Origin of the sequence: Streptomyces sp. NPDC005266 (assembly GCF_040607655.1) — a bacterium.
Taxonomy (GTDB): Bacteria; Actinomycetota; Actinomycetes; order Streptomycetales; family Streptomycetaceae; genus Streptomyces.
Window position 1 is genome coordinate 1 of the sequence record NZ_JBEXHC010000016.1, and the last position, 24175, is coordinate 24175.

Annotated in this window: 22 protein-coding genes and 2 pseudogenes; 9 read left to right on the forward strand and 15 right to left on the reverse strand. The window is 70.8% G+C overall.

The window, feature by feature from the left end; translation table 11 throughout:
- Positions 1 to 201: 201 nt before the first annotated feature.
- The 3 genes from ABZU99_RS24630 to ABZU99_RS24640 form a co-directional block, all read right to left on the reverse strand.
- Positions 202 to 1914: a threonine/serine exporter family protein gene (locus ABZU99_RS24630; protein ID WP_356047790.1), complete on the reverse strand. Its 1713-nt coding sequence runs from the start codon at positions 1912 to 1914 to the stop codon at positions 202 to 204.
- A gap of 177 nt (positions 1915 to 2091) precedes the next feature.
- Positions 2092 to 2808: a VTT domain-containing protein gene (locus ABZU99_RS24635; RefSeq protein WP_355945433.1), complete on the reverse strand. Its 717-nt coding sequence runs from the start codon at positions 2806 to 2808 to the stop codon at positions 2092 to 2094.
- Positions 2809 to 3132: 324 nt separating this feature from the next.
- Positions 3133 to 3891, reverse strand: a complete 759-nt coding sequence (locus ABZU99_RS24640; protein WP_356047792.1) for a MerR family transcriptional regulator — start codon at positions 3889 to 3891, stop codon at positions 3133 to 3135.
- A gap of 95 nt (positions 3892 to 3986) precedes the next feature.
- On the opposite strand from ABZU99_RS24640, the gene leuE reads away from it, so the two are divergent.
- The gene (leuE, locus tag ABZU99_RS24645; RefSeq protein WP_355945427.1) at positions 3987 to 4658 is read left to right on the forward strand and encodes a leucine efflux protein LeuE; all 672 of its coding nucleotides are present in this window, start codon (positions 3987 to 3989) and stop codon (positions 4656 to 4658) included.
- Positions 4659 to 4736: 78 nt separating this feature from the next.
- A complete protein-coding gene (locus ABZU99_RS24650) occupies positions 4737 to 6152 on the forward strand; it encodes a glutamate decarboxylase (protein ID WP_355945424.1) in 1416 nt (471 codons plus the stop codon).
- Between the two features lie 63 nt (positions 6153 to 6215).
- On the opposite strand, the gene ABZU99_RS24655 is transcribed toward ABZU99_RS24650, so the two are convergent.
- The 7 genes and pseudogenes from ABZU99_RS24655 to ABZU99_RS24685 form a co-directional block, all read right to left on the reverse strand.
- Positions 6216 to 7550 (reverse strand): hypothetical protein, encoded by a 1335-nt coding sequence (locus tag ABZU99_RS24655; protein ID WP_356047794.1) that lies wholly within the window; start codon positions 7548 to 7550, stop codon positions 6216 to 6218.
- An 86-nt stretch (positions 7551 to 7636) separates the two neighbouring features.
- Positions 7637 to 8422, reverse strand: a complete 786-nt coding sequence (locus tag ABZU99_RS24660) for an ABC transporter permease (protein WP_355945418.1) — start codon at positions 8420 to 8422, stop codon at positions 7637 to 7639.
- Positions 8419 to 9405 (reverse strand): ATP-binding cassette domain-containing protein, encoded by a 987-nt coding sequence (locus ABZU99_RS24665; RefSeq protein WP_356047796.1) that lies wholly within the window; start codon positions 9403 to 9405, stop codon positions 8419 to 8421. Before ABZU99_RS24665 ends, ABZU99_RS24660 begins: the two co-directional genes overlap by 4 nt.
- Positions 9406 to 9540: 135 nt before the next feature.
- Positions 9541 to 10197 (reverse strand): PadR family transcriptional regulator, encoded by a 657-nt coding sequence (locus ABZU99_RS24670; protein ID WP_355945413.1) that lies wholly within the window; start codon positions 10195 to 10197, stop codon positions 9541 to 9543.
- A gap of 147 nt (positions 10198 to 10344) precedes the next feature.
- A pseudogene (locus tag ABZU99_RS24675) lies at positions 10345 to 10833 on the reverse strand (DinB family protein); the annotation flags it as partial.
- A 261-nt stretch (positions 10834 to 11094) separates the two neighbouring features.
- Complete coding sequence (locus ABZU99_RS24680; protein WP_356047798.1) at positions 11095 to 12552, reverse strand: aldehyde dehydrogenase family protein; 1458 nt, start codon at positions 12550 to 12552, stop codon at positions 11095 to 11097.
- Between the two features lie 91 nt (positions 12553 to 12643).
- Positions 12644 to 13507: a helix-turn-helix transcriptional regulator gene (locus tag ABZU99_RS24685; protein ID WP_356047800.1), complete on the reverse strand. Its 864-nt coding sequence runs from the start codon at positions 13505 to 13507 to the stop codon at positions 12644 to 12646.
- A 332-nt stretch (positions 13508 to 13839) separates the two neighbouring features.
- On the opposite strand from ABZU99_RS24685, the gene ABZU99_RS24690 reads away from it, so the two are divergent.
- The gene (locus ABZU99_RS24690; protein WP_356047802.1) at positions 13840 to 14352 is read left to right on the forward strand and encodes an ATP-binding protein; all 513 of its coding nucleotides are present in this window, start codon (positions 13840 to 13842) and stop codon (positions 14350 to 14352) included.
- A gap of 43 nt (positions 14353 to 14395) precedes the next feature.
- Here the strand turns inward: ABZU99_RS24690 and ABZU99_RS24695 are convergent, their stop codons facing one another.
- Together ABZU99_RS24695 and ABZU99_RS24700 are read right to left on the reverse strand one after the other, a co-directional pair.
- A complete protein-coding gene (locus ABZU99_RS24695) occupies positions 14396 to 15547 on the reverse strand; it encodes a site-2 protease family protein (RefSeq protein WP_355945399.1) in 1152 nt (383 codons plus the stop codon).
- A gap of 61 nt (positions 15548 to 15608) precedes the next feature.
- A complete protein-coding gene (locus tag ABZU99_RS24700; RefSeq protein ID WP_236056705.1) occupies positions 15609 to 15842 on the reverse strand; it encodes a DUF397 domain-containing protein in 234 nt (77 codons plus the stop codon).
- Between the two features lie 336 nt (positions 15843 to 16178).
- Between ABZU99_RS24700 and ABZU99_RS24705 the strand changes: the two genes are divergently transcribed.
- The 6 genes and pseudogenes from ABZU99_RS24705 to ABZU99_RS24730 form a co-directional block, all read left to right on the forward strand.
- On the forward strand, positions 16179 to 17885 hold the full coding sequence (locus ABZU99_RS24705) for a bifunctional 3'-5' exonuclease/DNA polymerase (RefSeq protein WP_356047804.1): 1707 nt from the start codon (positions 16179 to 16181) through the stop codon (positions 17883 to 17885).
- A 246-nt stretch (positions 17886 to 18131) separates the two neighbouring features.
- Positions 18132 to 19160, forward strand: a complete 1029-nt coding sequence (locus ABZU99_RS24710) for a rod shape-determining protein (RefSeq protein ID WP_355945393.1) — start codon at positions 18132 to 18134, stop codon at positions 19158 to 19160.
- A 203-nt stretch (positions 19161 to 19363) separates the two neighbouring features.
- Positions 19364 to 19960: a sigma-70 family RNA polymerase sigma factor gene (locus ABZU99_RS24715; protein ID WP_355945391.1), complete on the forward strand. Its 597-nt coding sequence runs from the start codon at positions 19364 to 19366 to the stop codon at positions 19958 to 19960.
- A complete protein-coding gene (locus tag ABZU99_RS24720; RefSeq protein WP_355945389.1) occupies positions 19957 to 20772 on the forward strand; it encodes a zf-HC2 domain-containing protein in 816 nt (271 codons plus the stop codon). The genes ABZU99_RS24715 and ABZU99_RS24720 overlap by 4 nt, the downstream gene beginning before the upstream one ends.
- Before the next feature lie 133 nt (positions 20773 to 20905).
- Positions 20906 to 21451 (forward strand): RNA polymerase sigma factor, encoded by a 546-nt coding sequence (locus tag ABZU99_RS24725; RefSeq protein ID WP_355945387.1) that lies wholly within the window; start codon positions 20906 to 20908, stop codon positions 21449 to 21451.
- A 65-nt stretch (positions 21452 to 21516) separates the two neighbouring features.
- Positions 21517 to 21591: pseudogene (locus ABZU99_RS24730) on the forward strand (zf-HC2 domain-containing protein); the annotation flags it as partial.
- Positions 21592 to 21628: 37 nt separating this feature from the next.
- Here the strand turns inward: ABZU99_RS24730 and ABZU99_RS24735 are convergent.
- From ABZU99_RS24735 to ABZU99_RS24745, 3 genes are all read right to left on the reverse strand, one after another.
- Positions 21629 to 22321, reverse strand: a complete 693-nt coding sequence (locus tag ABZU99_RS24735; RefSeq protein ID WP_355945385.1) for a signal peptidase II — start codon at positions 22319 to 22321, stop codon at positions 21629 to 21631.
- A gap of 197 nt (positions 22322 to 22518) precedes the next feature.
- The gene (locus tag ABZU99_RS24740) at positions 22519 to 23808 is read right to left on the reverse strand and encodes a glycoside hydrolase family 5 protein (RefSeq protein WP_355945382.1); all 1290 of its coding nucleotides are present in this window, start codon (positions 23806 to 23808) and stop codon (positions 22519 to 22521) included.
- Complete coding sequence (locus ABZU99_RS24745) at positions 23805 to 24134, reverse strand: DNA-binding response regulator (RefSeq protein ID WP_355945379.1); 330 nt, start codon at positions 24132 to 24134, stop codon at positions 23805 to 23807. Before ABZU99_RS24745 ends, ABZU99_RS24740 begins: the two co-directional genes overlap by 4 nt.
- Between the last annotated feature and the right edge of the window lie 41 nt (positions 24135 to 24175).

Here is a 24175-nt window from a genome sequence, read left to right on the forward strand (position 1 = left end):
GCGCGGGGCCCCCGCGGGCCGGGCCCGGGCCCCGGGCCCCCCCCCCCCCCGCCCGGCCCCCCCCCCCCCCCCCCCCACGGCCCATGACGCTGCCGGACAACCGACGGGGATTGCCCCGGCGGCCGAGACCGCCCCGGCCCGGGCCGGGACCTCGCCCCCGGCCCGGCCCGGGCCGGGGGGTCGCCCCCCCGGGGGGCGACGCTAGAAGCCGCGGGTGCGCTTGGCGGCGCGGCGGCCCGTGGGGTCCTTCTCGGGGCCGGGGATCTTCAGGAAGAGGCGTGCCGCCTCGCCTCCCAGGTTCACCCCGATGGCGATCGCCAGGGCCAGGGCCGCCGCCTGGGTGAGGTGGGGGATGCCGCGGTCCAGGTTGCCCTGGGCCAGGGCGAGCAGCCCGAAGTAGGTCGCACTACCGGGCAACAGTGGACCGATGGCGGCCGTCACGTACGGCAGCGCGGACGCGTACCGGTAGCGGGACAGCAGCTGGCCGAAGAGGCCGACGAGGCCCGCGGCCACGGTCGTGGCGGCGACGGGCGGGACGTTGGCGGTGTCGGCCATCGCGCCGTAGACCACCCAGGCGACCGCGCCGTTGAGCGTGGCGAACAGGACGGTGTGACGTTCCTGCTGGAGCAGGACGGCGAAGGCCAGCGCGAGCAGCATCGCCGCGAGGATCTGGATGACCGGCCGGTGATCATGGCGCAGCGCCGCTTCGGGGTTGAGCTTGGCGCCGAGCTGCACGCCCCCGTACAGCACGGTCAGCACGCCGCACACGATGCCGATGATCAGGTAGCCGACTTCCAGCAGCCGGGCGGACGCGGTGATGTAGTAGCCGGTCAGCCCGTCGTTGACGCCCGCGACCAGCGCCCGCCCCGGGATCAGCGCGAACAGTCCACCGGTGATCACGGAGGACGCCTGCAGCCCCGAGCCCGCGAGGCTGAGCACCACGCCCATCGCGGCGGGCGGCATGGCGGCGGCCACGAACTGGTAGAACTCCGGCAGCCCGCGTCCCGAGGCCAGCCACGCCAGCCGGTCGCCGAGCATCGCGCCGATCGCCGCCGCGAAGAAGACCAGCCATTCACCGCCGACCAGCATGCTCGCCGCGCCGGCCAGCGCACCGCCGGCGGCGGTGAGCGCCCAGCCGGGGTAGGGGTGGCGGTTACGGCGGATCTCGGCGAGCCGCCGGTACGCCTCCTCGAGGGTGAAGTCGTCCTGCGAGGTGATGTCGTCGACGAGCCGGAAGACGGCGGAGAGCCGGGTGTAGTCGGTGCCGCGGCGCCGCACGGTGCGGCTGGCGGTGACCGGGTCGTCCACGAGCGAGGGCTGGTAACTGACCGACAGCAGGGTGAAGGTGACGGTCGGCTCGCAGCGGACGAGCCCGTAGGCGTGGGCCACGCCGAACATGGCCGCCTCGACGTCCTCGGCCCCCTCGCCACCCGCGAGCAGCAGTTCGCCGATACGGAGGGTCAGGTCGAGTACGCGCGGCACGGCGGGCCCCGAGTCGTCCTGCCGCTCGACGCGCTCGGGGACCGGCCGCTCGCTGACCGGCATGCGCAGCATCGTGCGCATGCGGTCCTGCCAGGGCGCGTCCTTGGTCAGCCGGACGACGGGGATGCCGTGCGGCGGGGTGATGATGGGGAAGCCGCCGGTGGTCTGGTTGCCGGTGGCGGGCTTGACCCCGGCGGGCGCGCTGAAGGCCGAGCCCTCCGGCTCGGCGGCGGGCTCGGCGGTCAGCCCCTCTGGGATGGCGAACTCCGAGGTGGGGTGCTCGCCGTCGGGCGAGGGCGCGGATGGCCGCGGTACGCCCAGGGGCGGGGTGAAGGCACTGCGCGCCTCGTCGGACAGCGGCTTACGGGTCTCCCCCGTGTCCGTGTTCGACGTGTTCACGCCACGCTGCCCCTGCTGTCGTTCCGTCCCCACGGCTCCTCGCTCCTCACCAGCCTTTCCTGCGGGTCCTCGGCGGCCGCCATGCGCTTGAGAAACGGCATCGGCGGCCACCGCAGCCCATTGTGCGGGGCGGTGGCCGCCGACCAAGAATGGGGGCGGTGTGATCCGGGTGACCCTTGTGAAGCAGCGTTAAGGAGTGGTCGCGCCTGGTCAGCGCTTGGCGTGGCGGCCGCGCGGCGCCTGCCCCTGCGGCGGGGCACCGGCGGCCGGGCCCTGCGGAGCCTCCGGTTCCGCAGCCGCTTCCTTCTTGGCCTTGCCACGGGCCCGGAGGAACTCGATCGCGATCGGGATGACCGACAGCAGCACGATGCCGACCAGCATCAGCTCGATGTGCTGATGGACGAAGTCGATCTTGCCGAGCCCCGCGCCGAGCAGCGTGACGCCCGCGCCCCACAGCGCGCCGCCGATGATGTTGAAGGTGATGAAGGAGCGATAGTTCATCCGGCTGACGCCCGCGATGATCGGCGTGAACGTCCGCACGATGGGCACGAAGCGGGCCAGGACCAGCGACTTCGGCCCGTACTTCTCGAAGAAGTCGTGGGCCTTCTCCACGTTCTCCTGCTTGAAGAGCCTGGAGTCGGGGCGGCGGAACAGCGACGGCCCCACCTTCCGGCCGAAGAGATAGCCGACCTGGTCACCGATGACCGCGGCGGCGACCACGGACAGGCACACCAGCCACAGATCCTGCTTGATCACGCCGGCGGTGACCAGGAGGCCGGTGGTGAACAGCAGCGAGTCGCCCGGCAGGAAGAAGCCGATGAGCAGGCCGGACTCCGCGAAGACGACGGCCAGGACGCCGAGCAGACCAAAGGTGTTGATCAGATAGTCCGGGTCCAGCCACTGGGGGCCGAGCGCGAGAGTGGTCACGGGTGACAAACTCCTGGGTCGAGGGGTGCAGGCTCGTGCGAGGCCCGGCCGCAGGGTCGGGGCGGCTGATTGCGGTGTTCTTGGCAGTGTGCCGCCCAAAGCTATCAACGCCGTGTGCACGCCCTTGGTTCCCGTCGGCCCCCACCTCGTCGGCCCCACCCCGTCGGCCCCCGACCCGTCGGCCCCACCCCGTCGGCCCCCGACTCGTCAGCCCCCGCCCCGTCGGCCCCGGCCCGTCGGCCCCCGACCCGTCGGCCCCACCCCGTCGGCCCCCGACTCGTCAGCCCCCGCCCCGTCGGCCCCGGCCCGTCGGCCCCCGACCCGCTACCGGTGACGCTCCGCGTTGGCCCGGATCGCGTCCCCCATGTAATCGGCGAGCCCCGGCCCGGCCTTGTCGATGTTGTCCTTGAACCGGTGGTCCGCGACGTACATCTCGCCCAGACAGGTGTGGATCTGGTAGGTGCAGTCGTAGTGGTTCCTGCTGATCCACTGCCGGTGTTCCTCGGCGACGTCCATCGCCGCCCCGGACTCCGGCGCCGCGCCGGAGTCCATCAGCGCGATGAAGCGGCTGCTGATCTCGTCGCCCTCGTCCTGGATCCGCTTCCAGTCCTCCTTGGTGTACGAGGCCGCCCTGCGCTGGGACTCCCGGTACGCCTCGGTGTTCCCCCAGCGCTCCTCGGCCTCCTCCGCGTACTCGTCCGGGTCGAATTCCCCGAAGACCTCGAACTTCTCCTCGGGAGTGAGATTGATGCCCATCTTCCGTGCCTCCATGGCGTGTTCGACGGCGGCGGCCATCTTCGTCAGCCGCTCGATCCGGGCGGTCAGCAGCCGGTGCTGGCGCCGCAGATGGCTCCGCGGGTCCGCGTCCGGGTCGTCCAGCAGGACCGCCACCTCTTCCAGCGGAAATCCGAGCTCCCGGTAGAACAGGATCCGTTGCAGCCGGTCGAGGTCGGCGTCGTCGTACCTCCGGTGCCCGGCCGGATTGCGGGTGCTCGGGCGCAGCAGCCCGATCTCGTCGTAGTGGTGCAGGGTACGCACGGTCACCCCGGCGAAGCCCGCGACCTGTCCCACGGAGTAGCTCATGGCCCTTACGGTGCTCCCTCACGCCGCGTGAGGGGCAAGTCCGGATGGCGAAACCGCCTTGGGAGTGGCGGGCGGCCGCTGGCATCCTGCGGAACGTGCTGGGGATAACGGATCTTTCGACGTATCTGATCGGGTTGGCGCTGATCATCCTGTTGCCGGGCCCGAACTCGCTCTACGTGGTGTCGGTCGCGGCCCGGCGCGGCCCCCGTACCGCTTATCAGGCGGCGGCCGGGGTGCTGTGCGGGGACACGGTGCTGATGGCGCTGTCGGCGGGTGGGGTGGCCTCGCTGCTGCACGCGAGCCCGGTGGCCTTCGACGTGGTGAAGTTCGCGGGCGCGGGCTATCTCACCTGGCTCGCGGTGGGCATGCTGCGCGGGGCGCGGACGCTGTGGCGCCGGGGCCCGGGGACCGTGCGCACCCAGGACGGCGGTGAGGCCGGGGCGGACGCGGAGCCGAGGACGATGGAGCGTCCATACCGCCGGGCGCTGGTCATCAGCCTGCTGAACCCGAAGGCGATTCTGTTCTTCATCTCCTTCTTCGTGCAGTTCGTGGACCCGGACTACGCCCATCCGGCACTGTCCTTCCTGGCACTGGGTGCATGGGCGCAGCTGTTCAGCATCAGCTATCTCTCGATGCTGATCTTCGGGGGCACGTATCTGGCGGCCACCTTCCGGCGGCGCAAGCGGCTGACCGCCGGACTGTCGGCGGGCGCGGGCGCGGCGTTCCTGGGCTTCGCGGCGAAGCTGTCGCTGAGCAGCACGAGCTGACAAACCAAGACAACCAGGCGACCACAGGGCTCGGCGCGGGATCGGGCTTTATGTCCTATATGCACCTATTTTTTGAGGGTGGCACTTCATAAAGGCACCCGCGAGCATCGCGACAGGGACGAGTACTACTCCGTCAATCCCTTCTACGGCGAGGCCGACCCGGTCGGCGGCATGGCCACCAGACCCCCGCGCCGCCGCCTCCCGGACGGGCCGATGACGCCCTCCGCCACGTATCAGTTCGTCCACGACGAGCTGATGCTGGACGGCAACGCCCGCCAGAACCTCGCCACCTTCGTCACCACATGGATGGAGCGGGAGGCGGGGAAGCTCATGTCCGAATGCCGCGACAAGAACATGATCGACAAGGACGAGTACCCGCGCACCGCGGAGCTGGAGCGGCGCTGTGTGACGATGCTCGCCGGTCTGTGGAACGCCCCCGATCCCGATTCGATCATGGGCTGCTCCACCACGGGGTCGAGCGAGGCGTGCATGCTGGCCGGAATGGTCTTCAAGCGGCGCTGGGCGAAGCGGAATGCCGACCGCTATCCGGCGACCGCCCGGCCCAATCTCGTCATGGGGATCAACGTCCAGGTCTGCTGGGAGAAGTTCTGCAACTACTGGGAGGTCGAGGCGCGGCAGGTGCCCATGGAGGGCGACCGGTTCCATCTCGACCCCCAGGCGGCCGTCGAGCTGTGCGACGAGAACACCATCGGGGTCGTCACCATCCTGGGCTCGACCTTCGACGGCTCCTACGAACCGGTCGCCGAGGTGTGCGCGGCGCTGGACGACCTCCAGGAGCGCACCGGGCTGGACGTGCCGGTGCATGTGGACGCCGCCTCGGGCGGGATGATCGCCCCCTTCCTCGACCAGGAACTGGTCTGGGACTTCCGGCTGCCGCGGATCGTCTCCATCAACGCCTCGGGCCATAAGTACGGCCTGGTCTACCCGGGGGTCGGGTGGGCGCTGTGGCGCACGCCCGACGAGCTCCCCGAGGAGCTGGTCTTCCGCGTCAACTACCTGGGCGGCGACATGCCGACCTTCGCGCTCAACTTCTCCCGGCCCGGCGCCCAGGTGGCCGCCCAGTACTACATCCTCGTGCGGCTGGGGCGCGACGGCTTCCGCGCCGTCCAGCAGAACTCCCGCGATGTGGCGACCTCGCTGGCCGAACGGATCGAGGAGCTCGGTGACTTCAGGATGCTGACACGCGGCGACGAGCTGCCGGTCTTCGCCTTCACCACCGCGGAGGGCATCGAGAGCTTCGATGTGTTCGACGTGTCCCGGCGGCTCAAGGAACGCGGCTGGCTGGTGCCCGCGTACACCTTCCCGCCGAAGCGGGAGGATCTTTCCGTCCTCCGGGTGGTGTGCCGCAACGGCTTCTCCAAGGACCTGTCCGACCTCTTCCTGAACGACCTCACGTCGCTGCTGCCGGAACTGCGGTCGCAGTCGGCGCCGCTGGGACGGCCGAAGAACCGCGCGACGGCCTTTCACCACTGAACCGCGGCGACCTCCACGGCTCCGGTCCTCACCCGTATGGGGTCCTCAGCCCGTATGGGGTCCTCAGCCCGTATGGGCCCGGGCCCCTAGGAGCTCGGCTCTGCGCCGCGCGGCCTCCAGCGCGCCGGGCCTGCGGCCGGGCACCCGCTCCCGCAGCTCGATCAGGAGCGGGGCCAGCGCGCTGGCCCTGGCCCGGTCCTGGACGAACTGCCACTGGTGGTGCGCCCGGTCCACGGCGCCCTCCACCTGCGGGTCGCCGGCCGATTCCCCATTGCCCAGGCGGGCGTCGGCCACCGCCACCCACAGCTCACAGGCGCGGGCCGGGTCATGCGCGAGCCGGGCGAGGTCGGCGCGGACCTCCAGCCAGTGAATCGCCTCGGCGGAGCGGGGACCGGCCGCCCGGAGGGCCTCCTGCTCCCATGCCGCCGCCATCGAGGCGGCCTCGCTGTGCCGCCCGGCGTGGGCGGCCGCGAATATGGCGGCGTGGGGATCCGGGGCGGGGGCGCGTCCGGGCTCGGGGGCGTGCGAGGGCTCCGGCGGATGCGGGAGCGCGGGGGCGGCCGTGGGCTCCGGCGGATGCGGGAGCGCGGGGGCGGCCGTGGGCATCGGCGGCGAGGCCGTCTCGGGCGCCGCCACCGGGGCACCTCGCCCGTTGCGTACGTCCCGCCCGTCCCGCCCACCCCACAGGGCGGCCTCGGGCGGCGCGTACGCGTCGATGGCCCCGCCCAGCAGCAGTTCCGGCCCGCCGCCCAGCCCCGCCTTCGTCACGGCCCGCTGATGCAGCAGCGCGAACGGCGGGCGGTCGGCGGCACCCCGCAGCAGCGCGGCGAGCGCCCGGCTGTAGACCGGCGCCGCGAGCTGCCGCTTGGGCGGCGCGGGGGCGACCGCGCCGTACAGCGTCAGCCCGGCGGCGAGCCGCTCGCCGGACAGGGAGCCGTCGAGGATCTTCGGCCAGGCCGTCTCGTCGGCCACCAGATCGGCGAGCACCGTCGTACGGCCCGGCGGCCGCCGCCCCAGCTCGGCCGCCAGCCAGTGCCATGGCAGCGCCGTGTACCGGGCCGTCCTCGGCGTGGTGCGGGCCAGCGCCAGATGCGGCAGCCGCTGTTTGGTGTCGACGGTGAGCTGGCCCGCGAGATGGACCAGCACCGGCCCCGGATGCGCGGCGGCCGTCCGCAGATGCGTCAGCACGGTCTGCGGATCGGCCGGGTCCACGAGTTGGACGACGCTGGCGCCGCCGGCCGTGCCCAGCAGCGCGGCCGGGGGCACCGCCGCGAGCTGCGGCAGCGCGGCGGCCGCGTCCATCAGCCGCTGCTTGCCGGCCGGCCCGGCGGCGAGGAGCAGGGCGTATCCGGGCCCGCTCGCCGTCATCTCCCCCGTGCCCGAGCTGTCGTTCCCCATACCTGCACCGTAGCCGCATCCGCCGACGGCCGGTGAGGGTGTGACGGGCTGGGATACGGGCCGCATCCGGGCCGGCCGGGCCGCCGTCAGCGGCTGAGCCCCCGGTAACGTCCCACGGCGAGCGGGAAGAAGACCACGATCAGCGCCAGCGGCCAACAGACCGCGAGCAGTTGGGCATGGTCGGCCGGCCAGGAGTCGCCGCCGCCACCGGGGCTCGCGAACAGATCGCGGGTCGCGGTGGCCGTCGCCGACATCGGGTTCCAGTCCGCGATGGCACCGAGCCAGCCGGGCATGGTCTCGGGGGAGGCGAAGGCATTGGAGAGGAAGCCGATCGGCCAGACCAGGATCTGCACGGCCTGGACCAGTTCGGGGCGCCCGGCGACCATCCCCAGATGGATGCCGATCCACAGCAGGGCGAAGCGCAGCCACAGCAGCAGCCCGACGGCCAGGAGCGCGTCGGCCGGGCCGCCGTGCCAGCGCCAGCCCATCGCGAGCCCGGTCCCGATGAGGGCGAGCAGGGCGAGCGCCGACTGGATCATGTCCAGCACACTGCGCCCGACCAGCACCGCCGAGGGGGCCATCGGCATGGAGCGGAAGCGGTCGATGACGCCTTTGTTGAGGTCCTGGGTGATGGCGAGCATCGTCCCTTCGAGGCCGAAGGCCATGGTGAGGGCGAACATGCCCGGCACCAGATACTCCTTGTAGTCGCCGCCGCCCGGGACGGTCATCCCGCCGCCGAGGAAGTAGGCGAACATCAGCAGCATCATCACCGGGAAGGCCAGCCCGACGATCACCTGGACGGGCTGCCGCGCCCAGTGGGCGAGCCCGCGCCGGGTCATGGTCCAGGAGTCGATGAGGGTCGTGGTGGTCATACGGTCGTCTCCTCCTCGGCGCGCTCGCCGTCCTTGGCGGACTCCCCGGTGAGGTGCAGAAAGACCTCGTCGAGGGTGGGGCGGCGGAGCACGATGTCATCCGCCTCGATGCCGGCGGCTGCCAGGGCCCGTACGACCTCGGTGAGCGCCGCCACCCGGTCGGTCACCCGGGCGCTGACCCTCCGTCGGTCGGGGTCGGTCTCGACGGCGCCGACGCGGGCGGCCATGCCGACGACCGAGGCGGCGGCGGGCAGGTGGTCCGCGTCGCGCAGCGCGACCTCGATACGGTCCCCGCCGAGCCGGGTCTTGAGCTCGTCGGCGGTGCCGTCCGCGATGGCCCGGCCGCGGTCGATCACGCAGATGCGGTCGGCGAGTTGGTCGGCCTCCTCCAGATACTGGGTGGTGAGCAGGACGGTCGTACCGCCGCCGACCAGTGAACGGACCGCGCTCCACACTTCGGTCCGGCCACGCGGATCGAGGCCCGTGGTCGGCTCGTCCAGGAAGAGCACCCGCGGCGCCATGATGAGGCTCGCGGCGAGATCGAGCCGGCGCCGCATCCCGCCGCTGTACCGGCTGACGGCCTTGGTACCGGCGTCGGCGAGGCCGAACCGCTCCAGCAGCTCGTCCGCCCGGGCCGCCGCGCGGCGCCCGCCCAGGTGGTAGAGGCGGCCGAACATCTCCAGGTTCTGCCGTCCGCTGAGCTCCTCGTCGAGCGCCGCATGCTGGCCCAGCAGTCCGATGCGGTAGCGGACCCGATCGGGGTGGCGCAGCACGTCGTACCCGGCGACCTCGGCGCGGCCGCCGTCGTGCCGCAGCAGGGTGGCCAGAATCCGTACGCAGGTGGTCTTTCCCGCGCCATTGGGGCCGAGCACCGCGTGCACGGTGCCCGCCGGAACGGTCAGATCGAGCCCGGCGAGGGCCTGGGCGGCTCCATAGGTCTTCCGCAGTCCTTCGACGACGATCGCGGGATCGCTGTCGGTCACGGTCTCCCCTCTCTCCTTGTAGTAGTCAAACTTGACTACGCGCACCGGGAAGCTATTTCCCGATACGGGTCTAGTCAAACTTGATTAGCTGCCATGCGGGGTCGTTATGCATGAAGGTCGTGGTGGAGGTCGTGCCTAACGGGGAGCGCTCTCGCCCCCGTCCGCGCCCTCGTCCGGCGCGGCGTACGGGTTCGGCACCCCGTCCGGCAGCACGTCCATCGAGCGCTCCCCCTCGCCCGCCATGACGTACGCCCCGCGCTCGAGCCGCTCGATCAGCCCCCGGGTCCACTCCGCCCCGCTGTCGGCGGAGTGGATCCAGAGCTTCATGATCTCGCCGATATGACCCCACGGGTCCGGGGTGCCCTCCGGCGGCGTCCAGTGGCGAGTCACCTCGGCCCGCCACCCCTCCAGCGCCGCGACCCGCTCCTTGAGCAGCGCGATGGCCTCGGCGCGGGGCAGATCGACGATGAAGCCGACCCCGGCCGTCAGCACGTCGATCCTCTGGTCATGGCGCAGCAGCGCTTCCCGCAGCAGAGTGAAGTACTCCCGCTCCCCCGCCTCGGTCAGCTCGTACTCGGTGCGCGGCGGGCCGCCGGCCGTGCTCGGCGCGACATCGTGGGCGAGCAGCAGTCCCTGCTTCGCCATTTGCTTGAGGGCGTGATAGATCGACCCGGGCTTGGCGTTGGACCACTCGTGCGCGCCCCAGAACTCCAGGTCGTTACGGACCTGGTAGCCATGCGCCCGCCGGTGCTGGCGCACCGCGCCCAGAACCAGCAGCCGGATCGCCGACATCTCTTCCTCATTCCGCCCGACACGACACCCGCTCGACGGGTCAAGCGTAGGGCGCACCGAGGGGGTCACCGCTCCAGGACCGACCAGTCGGGCTCGGGCATCGCCGGTCTCGAAGACCAGGCCGAACGCGCCCTGGCCGTCGATCGTCTCGCGGATGACGTCCGCGTGGCCCGCGTGCCGGGCGACCTCCTCGATCAGATGGAGGACCACCCAGCGCCAGGTACGGGTGCCGCCCTCGTCCCAGGGGAAGCGGGGCGACTCGAACGTCTCGTCCAGCGAGGACAGCGCGCGCACGGCCGTCTCGGTCACGCGCGCGACCTCCTCGTACCGGCCCAGCAGCACCTGGACCGTCTCGGCCGGCGACGGGGTGAAGCTGTCCTCCCACTCCGCCTGAGCCTCCCGCGACAGCCTCCCCGCCGCATCGCCCCGCGCCTTGCGGATCCAGCTCCGCTCGCCGAAGGTCACATGCTTGAGCAGCCCCGCCGGCGACAGGGCGCTGGCGCTGGGCGCGCTGCGGGCCTGCTCCTCGGTGAGGCCGTGCACGGCGCGCCGGATGCCGCCGCGCTGCGCATCCAAGTAGGCCAGCAGCGCGGAGCGCTCTTCGAGGCAGGATTCGGGGTTCACGACTACGGGCATGGCTTCCGCCTCTCGTCAGGAAGCGCCCCGGTCCGGCGCCCCTCGATACCCCTGACGCTAGAACCGCTTGCGGTCAGCTTCTGTCCTCATCACCACGGGGACGGATGGCTCCGCTCGTCGAGGCAGGATTCGGGGTTCACGACTACGGGCATGGCTTCCGCCTCTCGTCAGGAAGCGCCCCGATCCGGCGCCCCTCGACACCCCTGACGCCAGAACCTCTTGCGGTCAGCTTCTGTCCTCATCACCGCGGGGACGGATGGCTCAGAACGGGAACTGGCTGCGCCCGTGCTGGATGGAGATCCACTTGGTGGTGGTGAAGTCCTCGATCATCGACTCGCCGTTGAGCCGCCCGAGCCCGGAGTGCTTCTCACCGCCGAACGGCACGATCGGCTCGTCGTGGACCGTGCTGTCGTTCACGTGGATCATGCCGGTGTGGATCCGCTTGCCGAAGCGGACCCCGCGCTCGACATCAGCGGTGTGCACGGCTCCGCTGAGCCCGTAGTCGGTGTCGTTGGCGATCCGTACGGCCTCGTCGTCGCCGTCGAACGGGATCAGCAGCACCACCGGGCCGAAGATCTCCTGGCCGAGGATCGCGGAGCCCTCCGGAACCCCGGTGAGCACGCTCGGCTCCACCAGGGTGCCCTCGGTCCGGCCCCGCACCAGCGCGGTGGCGCCGTCGGCGACGGTCTGGTCGACCAGCGAGGTGATGGCCTCGGCCTGGCCCTCGTTGATCAGCGGACCGATATGGGTGGTGGGGTCGCCCGGGTCGCCCACCTTCAGCGACTTCACCTTGGCCACGAACTTCTCGGTGAACTCGCGCTCCACCACACGGTCCACCAGCACCCGGTTGGCCGCCATACAGACCTGCCCCTGGTGGACGAAGCGGCTGAAGACCGCCGCGTCCACCGCGTAGTCGAGGTCGGCGTCGTCGAGGACGACCAGGGCGCTGTTGCCGCCCAGCTCCAGGATCGAGCGCTTGAAGTGGGAGGCGGCGACGGTGGCGACATGCCGGCCGACCTTGTCGGACCCGGTGAAGGAGATGACCTTCGGCACCGGGTGCTCGATCAGGGCGTCGCCGATCTCCGCGATATCGGTGACGACGACATTGAGCAGCCCGGCGGGCAGCCCGGCCTCCTCCAGGACCTTGGCGACCAGGCCGCCACCGCAGATCGGGGTGTTCTGATGCGGCTTGAGGACAACGGCGTTGCCCAGCGCCAGCGCCGGGGCGACCGACTTCAGCGACAGCAGGAAGGGGAAGTTGAACGGGCTGATGACGCTCACGACACCGACCGGCACCCGATAGAGGCGGTTCTCCTTGCCGTCCTGTGGCGACGGCAGGATGCTGCCCTGGGGACGCAGTGCCAGCTGGATCGCCTCACGCAGGAATTCCTTGGCGAGATGCAGCTCGAACCCGGCCTTCACCTGGGTGCCGCCGCACTCCGCGATGATCGTCTCGGTGAGCTCCTTCTCGCGGTCCTCTATGATCCGCACTGCCCGCTCGAAGACCGCCCGCCGGGTATAGGGGTTGGCGCCACCCCACTCCGGCTGCGCCCGCTTGGCCGCCCGATAGGCCAGGTCGACCTCTTCGACGGTGGCCACGGTGATGGAGGCGAGCTTCTCCCCGTTGTACGGATTGAAGTCGACGATGTCCCAGGAACCGCTTCCGCCGCGCCACTCGCCGTCGATGTACTGATAGGCCAACTCGGAGAAGTAGGACATGCCATCCCTATCTGGAGGACGCGGGGTCGTTCACTGCCACCCGCGTACGCGTGTGGGGGGTTTCCTGACCGAACGTCATCCTAGTGAGGGGTCAGGCGTCGTGAAGGAGCCCTCGGAGCAAATCCCGGCTCCTGGCCGGAGAGAGACTGTCGGCTCTCAGCCGTTCCAACACCCGCTCGTACTGCGCCACTTCGTCGCGCTTGTCCAGATAGAGCGCGCTGGTGAGCTGTTCCAGATAGACCACGTCCGGCAGATCCGACTCGGGGAAGCGCAGCACGGTGAACGCCCCGCTCTCCCCCGCGTGCCCGCCGAAGGCGAAGGGCATCACCCGCAGCATCACATTCCGCTGCTCGGAGACGGCGATCAGATGGCGCAGCTGGGCGGACATCACGCCCGGTCCGCCGTACGGACGGTGCAGCGCGGCCTCGTCCAGCACCACCTCGAACCGCGGCGCCCGCTCGGAGACCAGCAGCTTCTGCCGCTCCATCCGCAGCGCCACCCGCCGCTCCACCTCGGACGGGCACGCCTTGGGCTGACCGCGGGTGACGACGGCGTGCGCATATGCCTCGGTCTGGAGCAGACCGTGGATGAACTGGACCTCGTAGCAGGCGATATGGGAGGCGGCGCCCTCCAGCCCGACATAGGTCTGGAACCAGCCGGGCAGCACATCGCCGTAACTGTGCCACCAGCCGGTGAGATTGGCCTCGCGGGCCAGCCCGAGCAGCGCCGCGCGCTCCGCCTCGTCCGTGACGCCGTACAGCGTCAGCAGATCCTCGATATCGCGCGCCTTGAAGCTCACCCGGCCCAACTCCATCCGGCTGATCTTGGATTCGGAGGCGCGGATCGAATAGCCCGCCGCCTCGCGGGTGATGCCCCGGGATTCACGCAACCGCCTGAGCTGGGAGCCCAGGAGGATACGGCGTACCACCGATCCGCTCGACTCGCTTGCGGCCATGTCCGTGACCCTCCCTTGTCGGGAACCCTTGTACGGCACCCATGTACGGAACGCACCCTTCCGAAGGCGAACCCCCGCAGCCCCGAGGCGGAAGTCTGCCACTACTTACGCTCCGCGCTGTACACATGTCGTCACTCAGCTGAGAAGCCTACGCACGCCTTGGTAGAAATAAATGCGAGTAAAAAGGGGTGAAGACTCCCAAATAACCTGCGTGCACGTGCATCTGCCCTTGCATCTGCCCTACGCATTCGGAACCATAGGGTTCGCGCACGTGCAAGCTTGAACGAGATCTGGTCAGGATTCGTCACGGCCACGGATGCAGGAGTGCTCGCATGGGGAGCGAAGGTCCGGCTCTGCTGGAGCCCTTGTGGCGAGGGCTCCCGCCGATCGACCCCTCCGCCGTCCGCGGATCCGTCTCCTGCTCACTCCCGGCGCGTTTCGAAGCGGTCAAGGGGGCCCGGGAGTTCGCCGGCTCCACACTGCGGCAGTGGGAGATACCCGAACTGCACGACGAGGTCGCCCTGGTCGTCTCCGAACTCGTCACCAACGCGCTGCGGCACGCCCTTCCAGGCGGGCTGCCCAGCGGCCGCACCGACGGCCCGGCCGACGACCATGAGCCACCACAGGTGCGGCTCCATCTGATGCGATGTCCCTCGCGGCTGGTGTGCGCCGTACGCGACCCCAGCGAGGACGGGCCGGTGGCCGGTGAGGCCGGCTGCGGCGCGGAGTCCGGGCGCGGGCTCCATCTGGTGGAGTCCTTCACGGACGGCTGGGGCTGGCATCCGCTGGCCGGAACGCTACGGGGCAAGGTCGTCTGGGCCCTGTTCCGTCTCCCCCGCGACTGAGCCCCGGGCCGCTCGAGGGTCCCGGCCGCTCGAGGGTCCCGCCCTACGGGTGGGTGGACTCCGGCGGGGCCGTCGTGATCCCCAGGCTGTGCAGCTGGAAGAGCCGGGTCACATCGTGCATGGTGACGATCCCGTCCAGATGCCCGTGGTCCACCACCAGCACCGGCATCCCGCCACCACCCGGCCGCGCCCGGTCCAGGACCTCGCTCAGCGGCTCGTCCGTCTCGGCGACCGTGCACCGCGACAGCGGCGTCGCCACCTCGCGCACCCGGTGGTCCTCTCGCTCGGAGGCCGGCACCGCGGCCAGGCTACGCAGCTGGACCACCCCGCTGGGCCGGCCCTCGAAGTCGAGCAGCGGCATCACGGAATGGCGGGAATGGGCCGCCACCTCGTCGATGAACCGCCCCACCGTCAGCCAGTCGGCCCCTGTGGCGACCGGCGACGACATCGCATCCCCCACCCGTACGCCGCGCAGCGCCGTCGTGACACCGGCCCGCTGCCGCTCCGCGTTGGCGATCATCACTATGAAGAGGCCGACCAGCGAGAGCCAGAGCCCGCCCGTGTTCCCGCGCAGGAAGGAGATCCAGCCGAAGGCGATCATCGCGATACCGAAGATCTGGCCGCTGCGCCCCGCCGCCCGGTCGGCCCGCTCCCGGTCCCCGGTGCGCCACCAGATCGCCGCCTGCACCACCCGGCCGCCGTCCAGCGGCGCGGCGGGCAGCAGATTGAAGACGCCCAGCAGCAGATTGGCCCAGCCCAGCCAGACCAGGACGGCCGCCGGCACCCCCCACCCGACGAGCGCGTTCACCCCGATCCCCGCGCCGACGGCCGCGCCGCCGATGACCAGGCTGGTGAGCGGTCCGATGACGGCCACCCAGAACGCGACCCCCGCGGTGCCGGGCCGTCCCATCTTGGTCATGCCGCCGAGCGCCCAGAGCGTCACATCCTCCACCGAGACACCCTTCCTGCGGGCGGTGACGGCGTGCGCGGCCTCATGCAGCAGCAGGCTGGCCATCAGCAGGACGGCGCCGACGGCGCTGGCGATCGCGTAGACGGCGCCGGTCCGTCCCGGGGTCCACGCGGGCAGCGTCTCGCGGCCCAGCCCGTAGGCGAGCAGAACGATCAGCACCGGGACGCTCCAGTGCATCCTCAGTGGCACCCCGAGTACATGTCCGACGCGGACCGAGCCGTTCATCGCCGTCTCACATCAGTTGGGTCCCGTACCCGTCACTACCAGTGTCACTCGCCCTGGGGGATCAGCCCAGACCGGCCGGGTCGTGCGCCAGATGGTCGAATTCACCGTCCTTGGCGCCCAGCAGCATCGCCTCGACCTCGGCGGGGGTGTAGATGAGCGCCGGTCCGTCCGGGAAGCGGGAGTTGCGTACGGCCACATCCCCACCGGGCAGCTTGGCGAACTCGACACACGACCCCTGGGAATTGCTGTGTCTGCTCTTCTGCCAGACGACCCCCTGAAGGTCAGCGGCCGCCATGCCGTTGTACGGGTGGTCGCGCACAGGGCTCTCCACACTGTTAGTACAGACGTCAACAGTCTGGGATCATAGCCGCGTTCCTTTGCGAATGCATGAGCAGAAGCATGCGCACTCGCACGTGATGATGCACTGGCAGATGCACGTGCATCGGGCCCGCATGATCACCCGACATCCGCGTCTTCTGCCCCGCGCGAAGAAGAGCAGTCGTCATGAATGACGCCAAGGACGCCCGACGGGTTGGTCCGCGACCCGAATTCCTTGAGCCGGGCCTCCAGCGAGACCCGCGGACCGCCTGGTCCCAGGGCGTTGTCAGTCCCCCCTGCCACACTCACGGACATGAGGTGGGCAGCGGCGGAGACGGACGACGGGGGTGTTCGTCTCTGCCCGCTGGACGCCATGGGAAAGGCCGCCGGACCGGTTGTCGAGGTCCCGGCGGCACGGGGCGGGATCGCCGAGGCCGTGCGGTCCCGCCCGGAGGCCGACCGGTGGGTGTGGCGGTCCACCGCCGAGATCTATCCGCGGCTGCTCGCCGCGGGCGTCCGCGTCGAGCGGTGTTATGACGTCGAGGCGGCCGAGGCGCTGCTGCTCGGTCACGAGGGGCGCTCGGGCGCGCCGCGTTCGCTCGCCGCGGCGTGGGCGCGGCTGCGCGGGCTGCCGGTGCCCGAGGATCCGCGGACGCGGACGGCCCAGGCCGAGCCCCAGCCGTCCCTCTTCGACCCCGGCCCGCCTCCGCTGCCACCCGGCACCGATCCGCTGGACGCGCTGCTCGGGGTGTACGCGGGGCAGCTGACCCGTACGGAGGCGGCCGAGCACCCCGGCCGGATGCGGCTGCTGACGGCAGCCGAGTCGGCGGGGACGCTGGTCGCCGCCGAGATGGGGCGCGCCGGGGTGCCCTGGCGGGCCGACCGCCACCGGCAGCTGCTGGACGAGCTGCTCGGCGAGCGCTATCCGGGCGGTCTGGAGCCGCGGCGGCTGGCCGAGCTGGCCGACGAGGTCTCGCGCGCCTTCTCGGGCGGGGTACGGGTGCGGCCGGATCTGCCCGCCGAGGTCATCAGGGCGTTCGCCCGCGAGGGCATCAACCTCACCTCTACCCGCGCCTGGGAGCTGAAGGAGATCGACCACCCGGCCGTCGAGCCGCTGCTGCGCTACAAGAAGCTCTACCGGCTGCACACCGCCCATGGCTGGGCCTGGCTCCAGTCCTGGGTGCGCGACGGCCGGTTCCGCCCCGAGTATCTGCCCGGCGGCACGGTCTCCGGTCGCTGGACCACCCACGGCGGCGGGGCGCTGCAGATCCCCAAGGTGGTGCGGCGCGCGGTGGTCGCCGACCCGGGGTGGCGGCTGGTCGTCGCCGACGCCGACCAGATGGAGCCGCGGGTGCTCGCCGCGATCTCCCGGGACCCGGGGCTGATGGAGGTCGCGGCCAGCGGCCGGGATCTGTACGCGGCCCTGTCCGACCGCGCCTTCTCCGGCCGGCGGGACCAGGCCAAGCTCGCGCTGCTGGGCGCGGTCTACGGACAGACGTCGGGCGATGGCCTCAAGCACCTCGCCGCCCTCCGGCGGCGCTTCCCGGCGGCCGTGGCCTATGTGGACGACGCGGCCCGCGCGGGCGAGGAGGGCGGGCTGGTGCGCACCTGGCTGGGCCGCACCTGCCCGCCCGCCGACGGAAGCCTCGCCGGGGAGCCGGCCGACGAGGCGGGCCTGCCCCGGGAGCAGGAGGAGCCGTCGTACGGCTCCACGGCCGGCGCCCGCGCCCGCGGGCGGTTCACCCGTAACTTCGTGGTCCAGGGCAGCGCCGCCGACTGGGCCGTCCTGATGCTCGCGGCCCTGCGGCAGTCCCTGGCCGCAGCCGGTCTCCGCGCGGAGATGGTCTTCTTCCAGCACGACGAGGTCATCGTGCACTGCCCGCGGGAGGAGGTCGACGCGGTCCGTGAGGCCATCGCGACGGCGGGCGAGACGGCCGGCCGCACCGCCTTCGGCGAGACCCCGGTGCGGTTTCCCTTCACGGTGGCGGCGGTGGAGTGCTACGCGGACGCGAAGGGCTAAGCGGATGCGGTGAAGTTCGCCGCTGATCGCTCGCCGTTCGGCCTGGCCGAGGGGTTGGACGCCGAGAAGGATCAGCACTTGACTTCGCCGTAACCGCATAGTGCCCGGCGGATCGTCGCGTGGGGGCGGGGGACGGGGCTCGTCCGACCGGCGCAGCCCGGCGGGCAGCGCCGCTGATCACCGCCGCACGATGATCGCAGGGCCGCCGGGCGGCGGCCCATGACGCCGCCCAGAGGGAGACCTGCCATGACCATCAGCCTTGAGCGGCTGCGCCGCTGCTCCATCGCCGTCGACCTCGGCGCGGCCAGGACCCGTGTCTATCTCAAGCGCACCGGCCTCATCGTCGACGAGCCGACCGTCGCCGCCGTCAACACCCACACCGGCGGGCTGATCGCGGTAGGCGCGCTGGCCGAGCGGATGACGGGGCGGACGCCCTCGCACATCCGGGTCGTCCGCCCGGTGTCGAACGGGACCGTCGTCGACATCGCGATGGCCCAGCGGATGCTGCGGCTGCTCCTCGGCAACAAGCTGCGCCGCGCCTGGCGGCGCAGACCGCTGCTGAGCGCCGCCGTCTGCGTTCCGCATGACGCCGATCCGCTGGCGCAACGCGCCGCGATGGAGACGCTGACCGGCATCGGCGCCCGGCGGGTCGAGCTGGTGGACACGCTGATCGCCGCCGCCGTGGGCTGCGGTCTGCCGGTCGAACGGCCCGAAGCGACGATGATCGTGGTCTGTGGTGCGGCCACCACCCAGGTCGCGGTGTTGTCGCTGGGCTCGATCGTCGCCGCCGAGCGGGTGCCGGTGGGCGGGGACACCGTCGACCACGCCGTCATCCAGCATCTGCGCAATGAGCACGCGCTGATGCTGCCCACCCAGGCCGTCCGCCCGCTGCATCTCGTCCTCGGCGCGGACGTACCGGCCACGGGCGGCGCCGAGGTGCACGGCCGGGACGTGGCCACGGGGCTCGCCCGCTCCGTACAGATCGACGTCGAGAGCGTACGGGCCGCCATGCGGACCCCGCTGACCGGCGTCCTGGACGCGATCGGCACGGTGCTGCGCCGCTGCCCGCCCGATCTGGTGGCCGACCTCGCCGACCGCGGCATCATGCTGGCCGGCGGCAGCGCGGTGCTGCCCGGGTTCGACGCGCTGCTGCGGGAGGCCACCGGCATGCCGCTGACCATCGCCGACAACCCGGACGTCTGCGCGGTGGAGGGACTGGGCGCGATGCTCGACGGCAGGGTACAGCCCCTCGTCCTGGACGCGATGGTCTCCTGAGCCGTCCCGGCACGGACCACCGGACCGCCCACCCTCGCAAGGTCCTTTCTCCCTCGCAAGGCTCGCCCACCCCTCCGCTCCACCTGACCGGAAGATTCTTCCCGACGCGTTGAGCAGCCGGGCTCTCCCCTCCGTAAGTGAGGAGGAAGAGGCCGACATGGCCGCCCAACCCCCCCGGGGCTCAGACCGGGAGTCGTCCGTTGATGTTGTCCAACTCAGGTCAGGTCCTGGAGGTTCAGGTGCACGACGATGCCGCCGTGGCCGATGAGCGTCCGTCAAGATCCAGGCGCGGCAGGCCGGACGAGCAGCTCATGCGCGCGCTCTACCAAGAGCACGCCGGGCCGTTGCTCGCGTTCGTCCTGCGTCTGGTGGCGGGCGACCGGCATCGCGCGGAGGACGTCGTCCAGGAGACCCTGGTGCGCGCCTGGCGGAACGCCGACCAGCTGTCCCGGGCCACCGGCTCGATCCGGCCCTGGCTGGTCACGGTCGCCCGGCGGATCGTCATCGACGGACACCGCAGCCGGCAGGCCCGGCCGCAGGAGGTCGACCCCTCCCCGTTGGAACTGATGCCTGCGGAGGACGAGATCGACCGGGCGCTACGGCTGATGACACTGTCCGACGCGATGCACGACCTCAGCGACGCCCATCGCGAGGTGTTGGTCGAAACGTATTTCAAGGGCCGTACGGTCAACGAGGCGGCGGAGACGCTCGGTATACCCAGCGGGACGGTTCGGTCCCGGGTCTTCTACGCGCTGCGCTCCATGAAGCTCGCGCTTGAGGAGAGAGGAGTGACGGCATGACAGCGCAGACGCACCATGCGGGACATGACGCCGTTGGGGCGTATGTGCTCGGCGTGCTCGACGAGGCGGACGCCACCTACTTCGAGGAGCATCTGGCCGGTTGCGACCAGTGCGGGCGGCAGCTCGACGAGCTGACCGGGCTGGAACCACTGCTGGCCGATCTTGCCACCGACATCCCCGGTCTCCATGGCGCCCCCGGCCGTACCCAGCTCACGGGCCACACCCCGCACACCTTCAGCGCCACCCCCACCGCCATCGAAACCCTCACCGCGCGCCCCGGCACCGGCATGCTCCACCGCATGGTCGGCGAGGTCGCGGCCGCCCGCAGCAAGCGCCGGCGGCGTGGCCTCTACCTGGTCGCGGCGGCTGCCGCGCTGATCGTCGGCGGTCCGCTCGGCACGATCGCGGTCACCTCCGACTCCGGTTCGGACACCCCCGTCACGGCCGCTCCGAGCCCGAGCGCCGCGTTCCAGAAGATGCCCGACAAGGTCCAGGGCACGGACCCGGTCACCAAGGTGAACGCGGCGATCGCCATGGAGGACAAGATGTGGGGCACCGACGCCATCCTGAGGCTCAAGAACGTCAAGGGTCCGCTCGACTGCAGCCTGGTCGCGATCTCCAAGGACGGGCATGAGCAGACACTGATGACCTGGTCCGTGCCCGCGTGGGGATACGGGATCGCGAACAGCCCGCAGAAGGTCGCCAGAGATCCGCTGTGGGCGCATGGCGGCGCGGCCATGAAGCGTGCCGACATCGAGCGCTTCGAGGTCCGTACCACCGACGGAAAGCGCCTGGTCTCCCTGAACGCATAGCTCCACCAGCGGTCACCGAGGGTGTGCCACTCGGATCGCCGACCATGCCGTGCGGCGCGGTGCACGGGGTGTTACACAGAATGTGACATGCCGTCGCGTCCGTCCCCGGGGGTCCGGATCCGAGGAGGCACACGTGGCTGACCCGGACGCCCATCAGCAGCACATGTTTGCGCAGTATGTGCTGCCCGAGGTCGAGGTGCTGCTGCGCGTGGCCATGTCCCTGACCGCCCAGCACGCCGACGCGGAAGATCTCGTTCAGGACACGTTACTACGGGCGTACCGGGCCGTCGGCCGTTTTGACGGAAGACATCCACGGGCCTGGCTTCTGACGATCATGCGCCACGCGGAGGTGAGCCGGCGCCGCCAGCGCCGGCCCCGGCTGCTCGACGATCCGGACACCGAACTGGAGCGGCTCGTCCCCGCCCGGGACGCGACCCCGGAGCAGCTGGTGGTCGACACGGCCTTCGACGAGGCCGTGGACGCCGCCTTCACCGCCCTCCCGCTCAGGGACCAGCAGGTGGTGCGGCTGGTGCATGTGGACGGACTGTCGTACGCGGAGGCCGCACAGGTGCTGGACGTCCCCAAGGGGACGGTGATGAGCCGGCTGCACCGGGCGCGCAAGCGGATCCGGAACCAGCTGTTGGCCACGGGCCCGGAATCGGAGGCAGGTGGGGCATGAGCAGATGGACATGGTGGCGGGAGACCGAGCGGCGCCGGACCGAAGGATGCCCGGTGGGTGAGCCGATGCTCCAGTCGTATCTGGACGGAGAACTGGACGCGCCGGCCGCCGGACGGGTACGGGCCCATATGGCCGAGTGCCACCGCTGCGCCCGGGAGCTCTCCGTCTACCAGCGCATCACCCGCGCGCTGAGCGCCCGCGAGGAGAGGGACGCAGCGGCCCTGGGGCGGCTGCGTGAGCTCGCGGAGTCTCTCGCGGAGCGGGAGAGCCAGGGGCCGGGGCCGGGGCCGTCGCCAGACGCGGAGCAGGACGCGGATCGCGGTGCCGGTCAGAGCGCGGTGCACAAGGCCGGGGGCTGACGGCCGGTGGGGCCGCCCGCTCGCGCGGGACCCGGCGCAGCAGCAGGGCCGCGGTGAGCACGGTCCCGGTGATGAGGGCCACATCGGCGAGGTTGAAGACGGGGCCGTGGGCGGCCACCGTGATCCAGTCGACGACCGCGCCGCGCAGCGGCCCCGGCGGCCGGATCGCCCGGTCGGCGCCGTTGCCGATCGCGCCCCCGGCGATCAGCCCCAGGCCGAGCGCGGCACCCCGGCCACGGGCCCGCAGCCCGGCGCCGGTCGCGGCGAGCGTGGCCACCGCACCCGCGAGGGTGATCATGACGATCAGCACGGGCCGGCCCTGGCCCAGACCGAAGGCCACTCCGGTGTTGTGCACCAGCAGCGGGCGGAACGGCCCGAACCCGGCCTGCGGCCCCGGGGTACCGCCCCAGGCGGCCAGCGCCATCGCCTTGCTCACCTGGTCGGCCATGATCACGGTGAGCGCGACCAGCGGGAAGAGCATCCGGCCGGTCGGCTGGTGGGGCTTCATCATCGGCCTCCCTGTGCACGGGGGCCGGTCCGCGGTCGCGGGTCTGCGGCCCGGGAAGGAAACCCGGTGGGAGGACGCCCCGCTTCCCGAAGGGGCCCGATACGAACGGGGGATCCGGATACGACGAAGGGCCCGCAGGCGGATGCCTGCGGGCCCTCGTTGTCCGGCCTACGCCGTTACCGGCGGAGTATCCGAAGGGGTCACTTCTTGGCAGCGTCCCCACGCGCCTCCAGCAGCGGCGTCTGGTACTTGGCCAGCATCTTCATCTTGTTCTTGTCGAGGGACTTCCAGTTGTTCGCCAGCACACCGCCGGTGTCACCCGAGTCCGGGTTCCAGGTCCAGTAGGTGTAGCTGATGCCGTTCTTCTTGAGGTAGTCCATCAGGGAGTTCTGCCAGATGGCCTCGGAGCTCTTGCCCGCGGTCTTCTTGCCACCGAACTCACCAAGCATCACCGGAGCGATGTTCTCCTGCTTGATGTAGGCCCAGTGCTTCTTCCAGATGGCCGGCATGTTCTTCGGGAAGTCCTTCGCCGAGAACCAGTTCTGGTTGTAGACACCCGGACCGTAGTCGTGCGGCGAGTAGACGACCTTGTTCTTCTCCTTGAGCTGAACCGGCTTCTTCTTCACGCCCTGCAGGTCGCCGCCCCACCAGAACTGCTCCTGGCCGTGGCGGTCGGTGCCCTCCACGAAGATCAGCATGTTCTTGTTGACCTTGTGGATCGCGTTACCGGCCTTGGTGGCCGCCAGACGCCAGTCGGTCTTGGCGTTGCCGTCACCCCACGTGGCCTGGCCACGCGGCTCATTGTGCAGGTCAGCGCCGATCACCCGGTCGTTGCCCTTGTAGCGCTTGGCCAGCTTGACCCAGTCGCTCAGCCACTTGTCCTCGGTGAGCTTCTGGGAGTACCACAGCTCACTCTGGCCGTACTGGTCCGGGCGGTGCTGGTCCAGGATCACCATGATGCCGCGGTCGGTGGCACCCTTGACGATCTTGTCCATGATCTGCTGGCCCTTGAGGCCCTTCAGGTCGGGGTTCTTCTTCCAGTCGATCCCGTTGGGCTTGCTCTTGGCGTCGAACATCTCGTTCGAGTACGGGAGCCGCATGGTGTTGAAGCCCTGCTTCGCCATCTGGTCCAGCATGGACTCCCAGTTACGGGTCCACAGGCCGTGCGGCGAGAAGGTACCGGTCTCCATACCGAACCAGTTCACACCGGTCAGGGTCACCTTGCGGCCGTTGGAGTCCACGATGTCACCCTTGTGGGTGGACAGCGGCATCTTCACATCGGACCCGGCAGCCTTGCCCGCCGCGGCGGTGGCCGTGGGGTTCGAGTTCTCGTTGTTCATCGCGAACGCGGTCACCGTGCCACCCACGGCAGCGACAGCGACGACGGCCGTGGCGATACCGAACCGCAGACGCTGGGAGCGCGGTCCGCGCTTCGTCGCGGCGGTCTCGGAAGTGGTCGGGGCGTTGTTCTGGTCCATGGGGGAATTCATTCGGTGATGCTCCTGAGGAATTCGGGTACTGCGGTCTTGAGGACGCGAGTGGTGGTTGTCGGAGATTCCAGACATCCCATCTGCGGGTCGGAGACTGCGGTCAGCCGGACAATCCGCGCGCTCGGAAGGAGTTCGCCGATCAGGCGGTCCAGCCGCTGCGCTTGCCAGCTCGGCTCATCCACGTCGATCAGCACCAGATCCGGTTGCTTGTGATGGGCCAGAGAAATTGCTTCTCGGGCCGATCCGGCAATACCGGAAAGCTCCAGTCCGGGCTCCTCGACCACGAGGTCGGCGAGAGCACTCAACACCTGGGCGTGGTGCTCCACGACGAGAACTCTGTGCATCGAATGGAGCTCCTTCGGGTTTG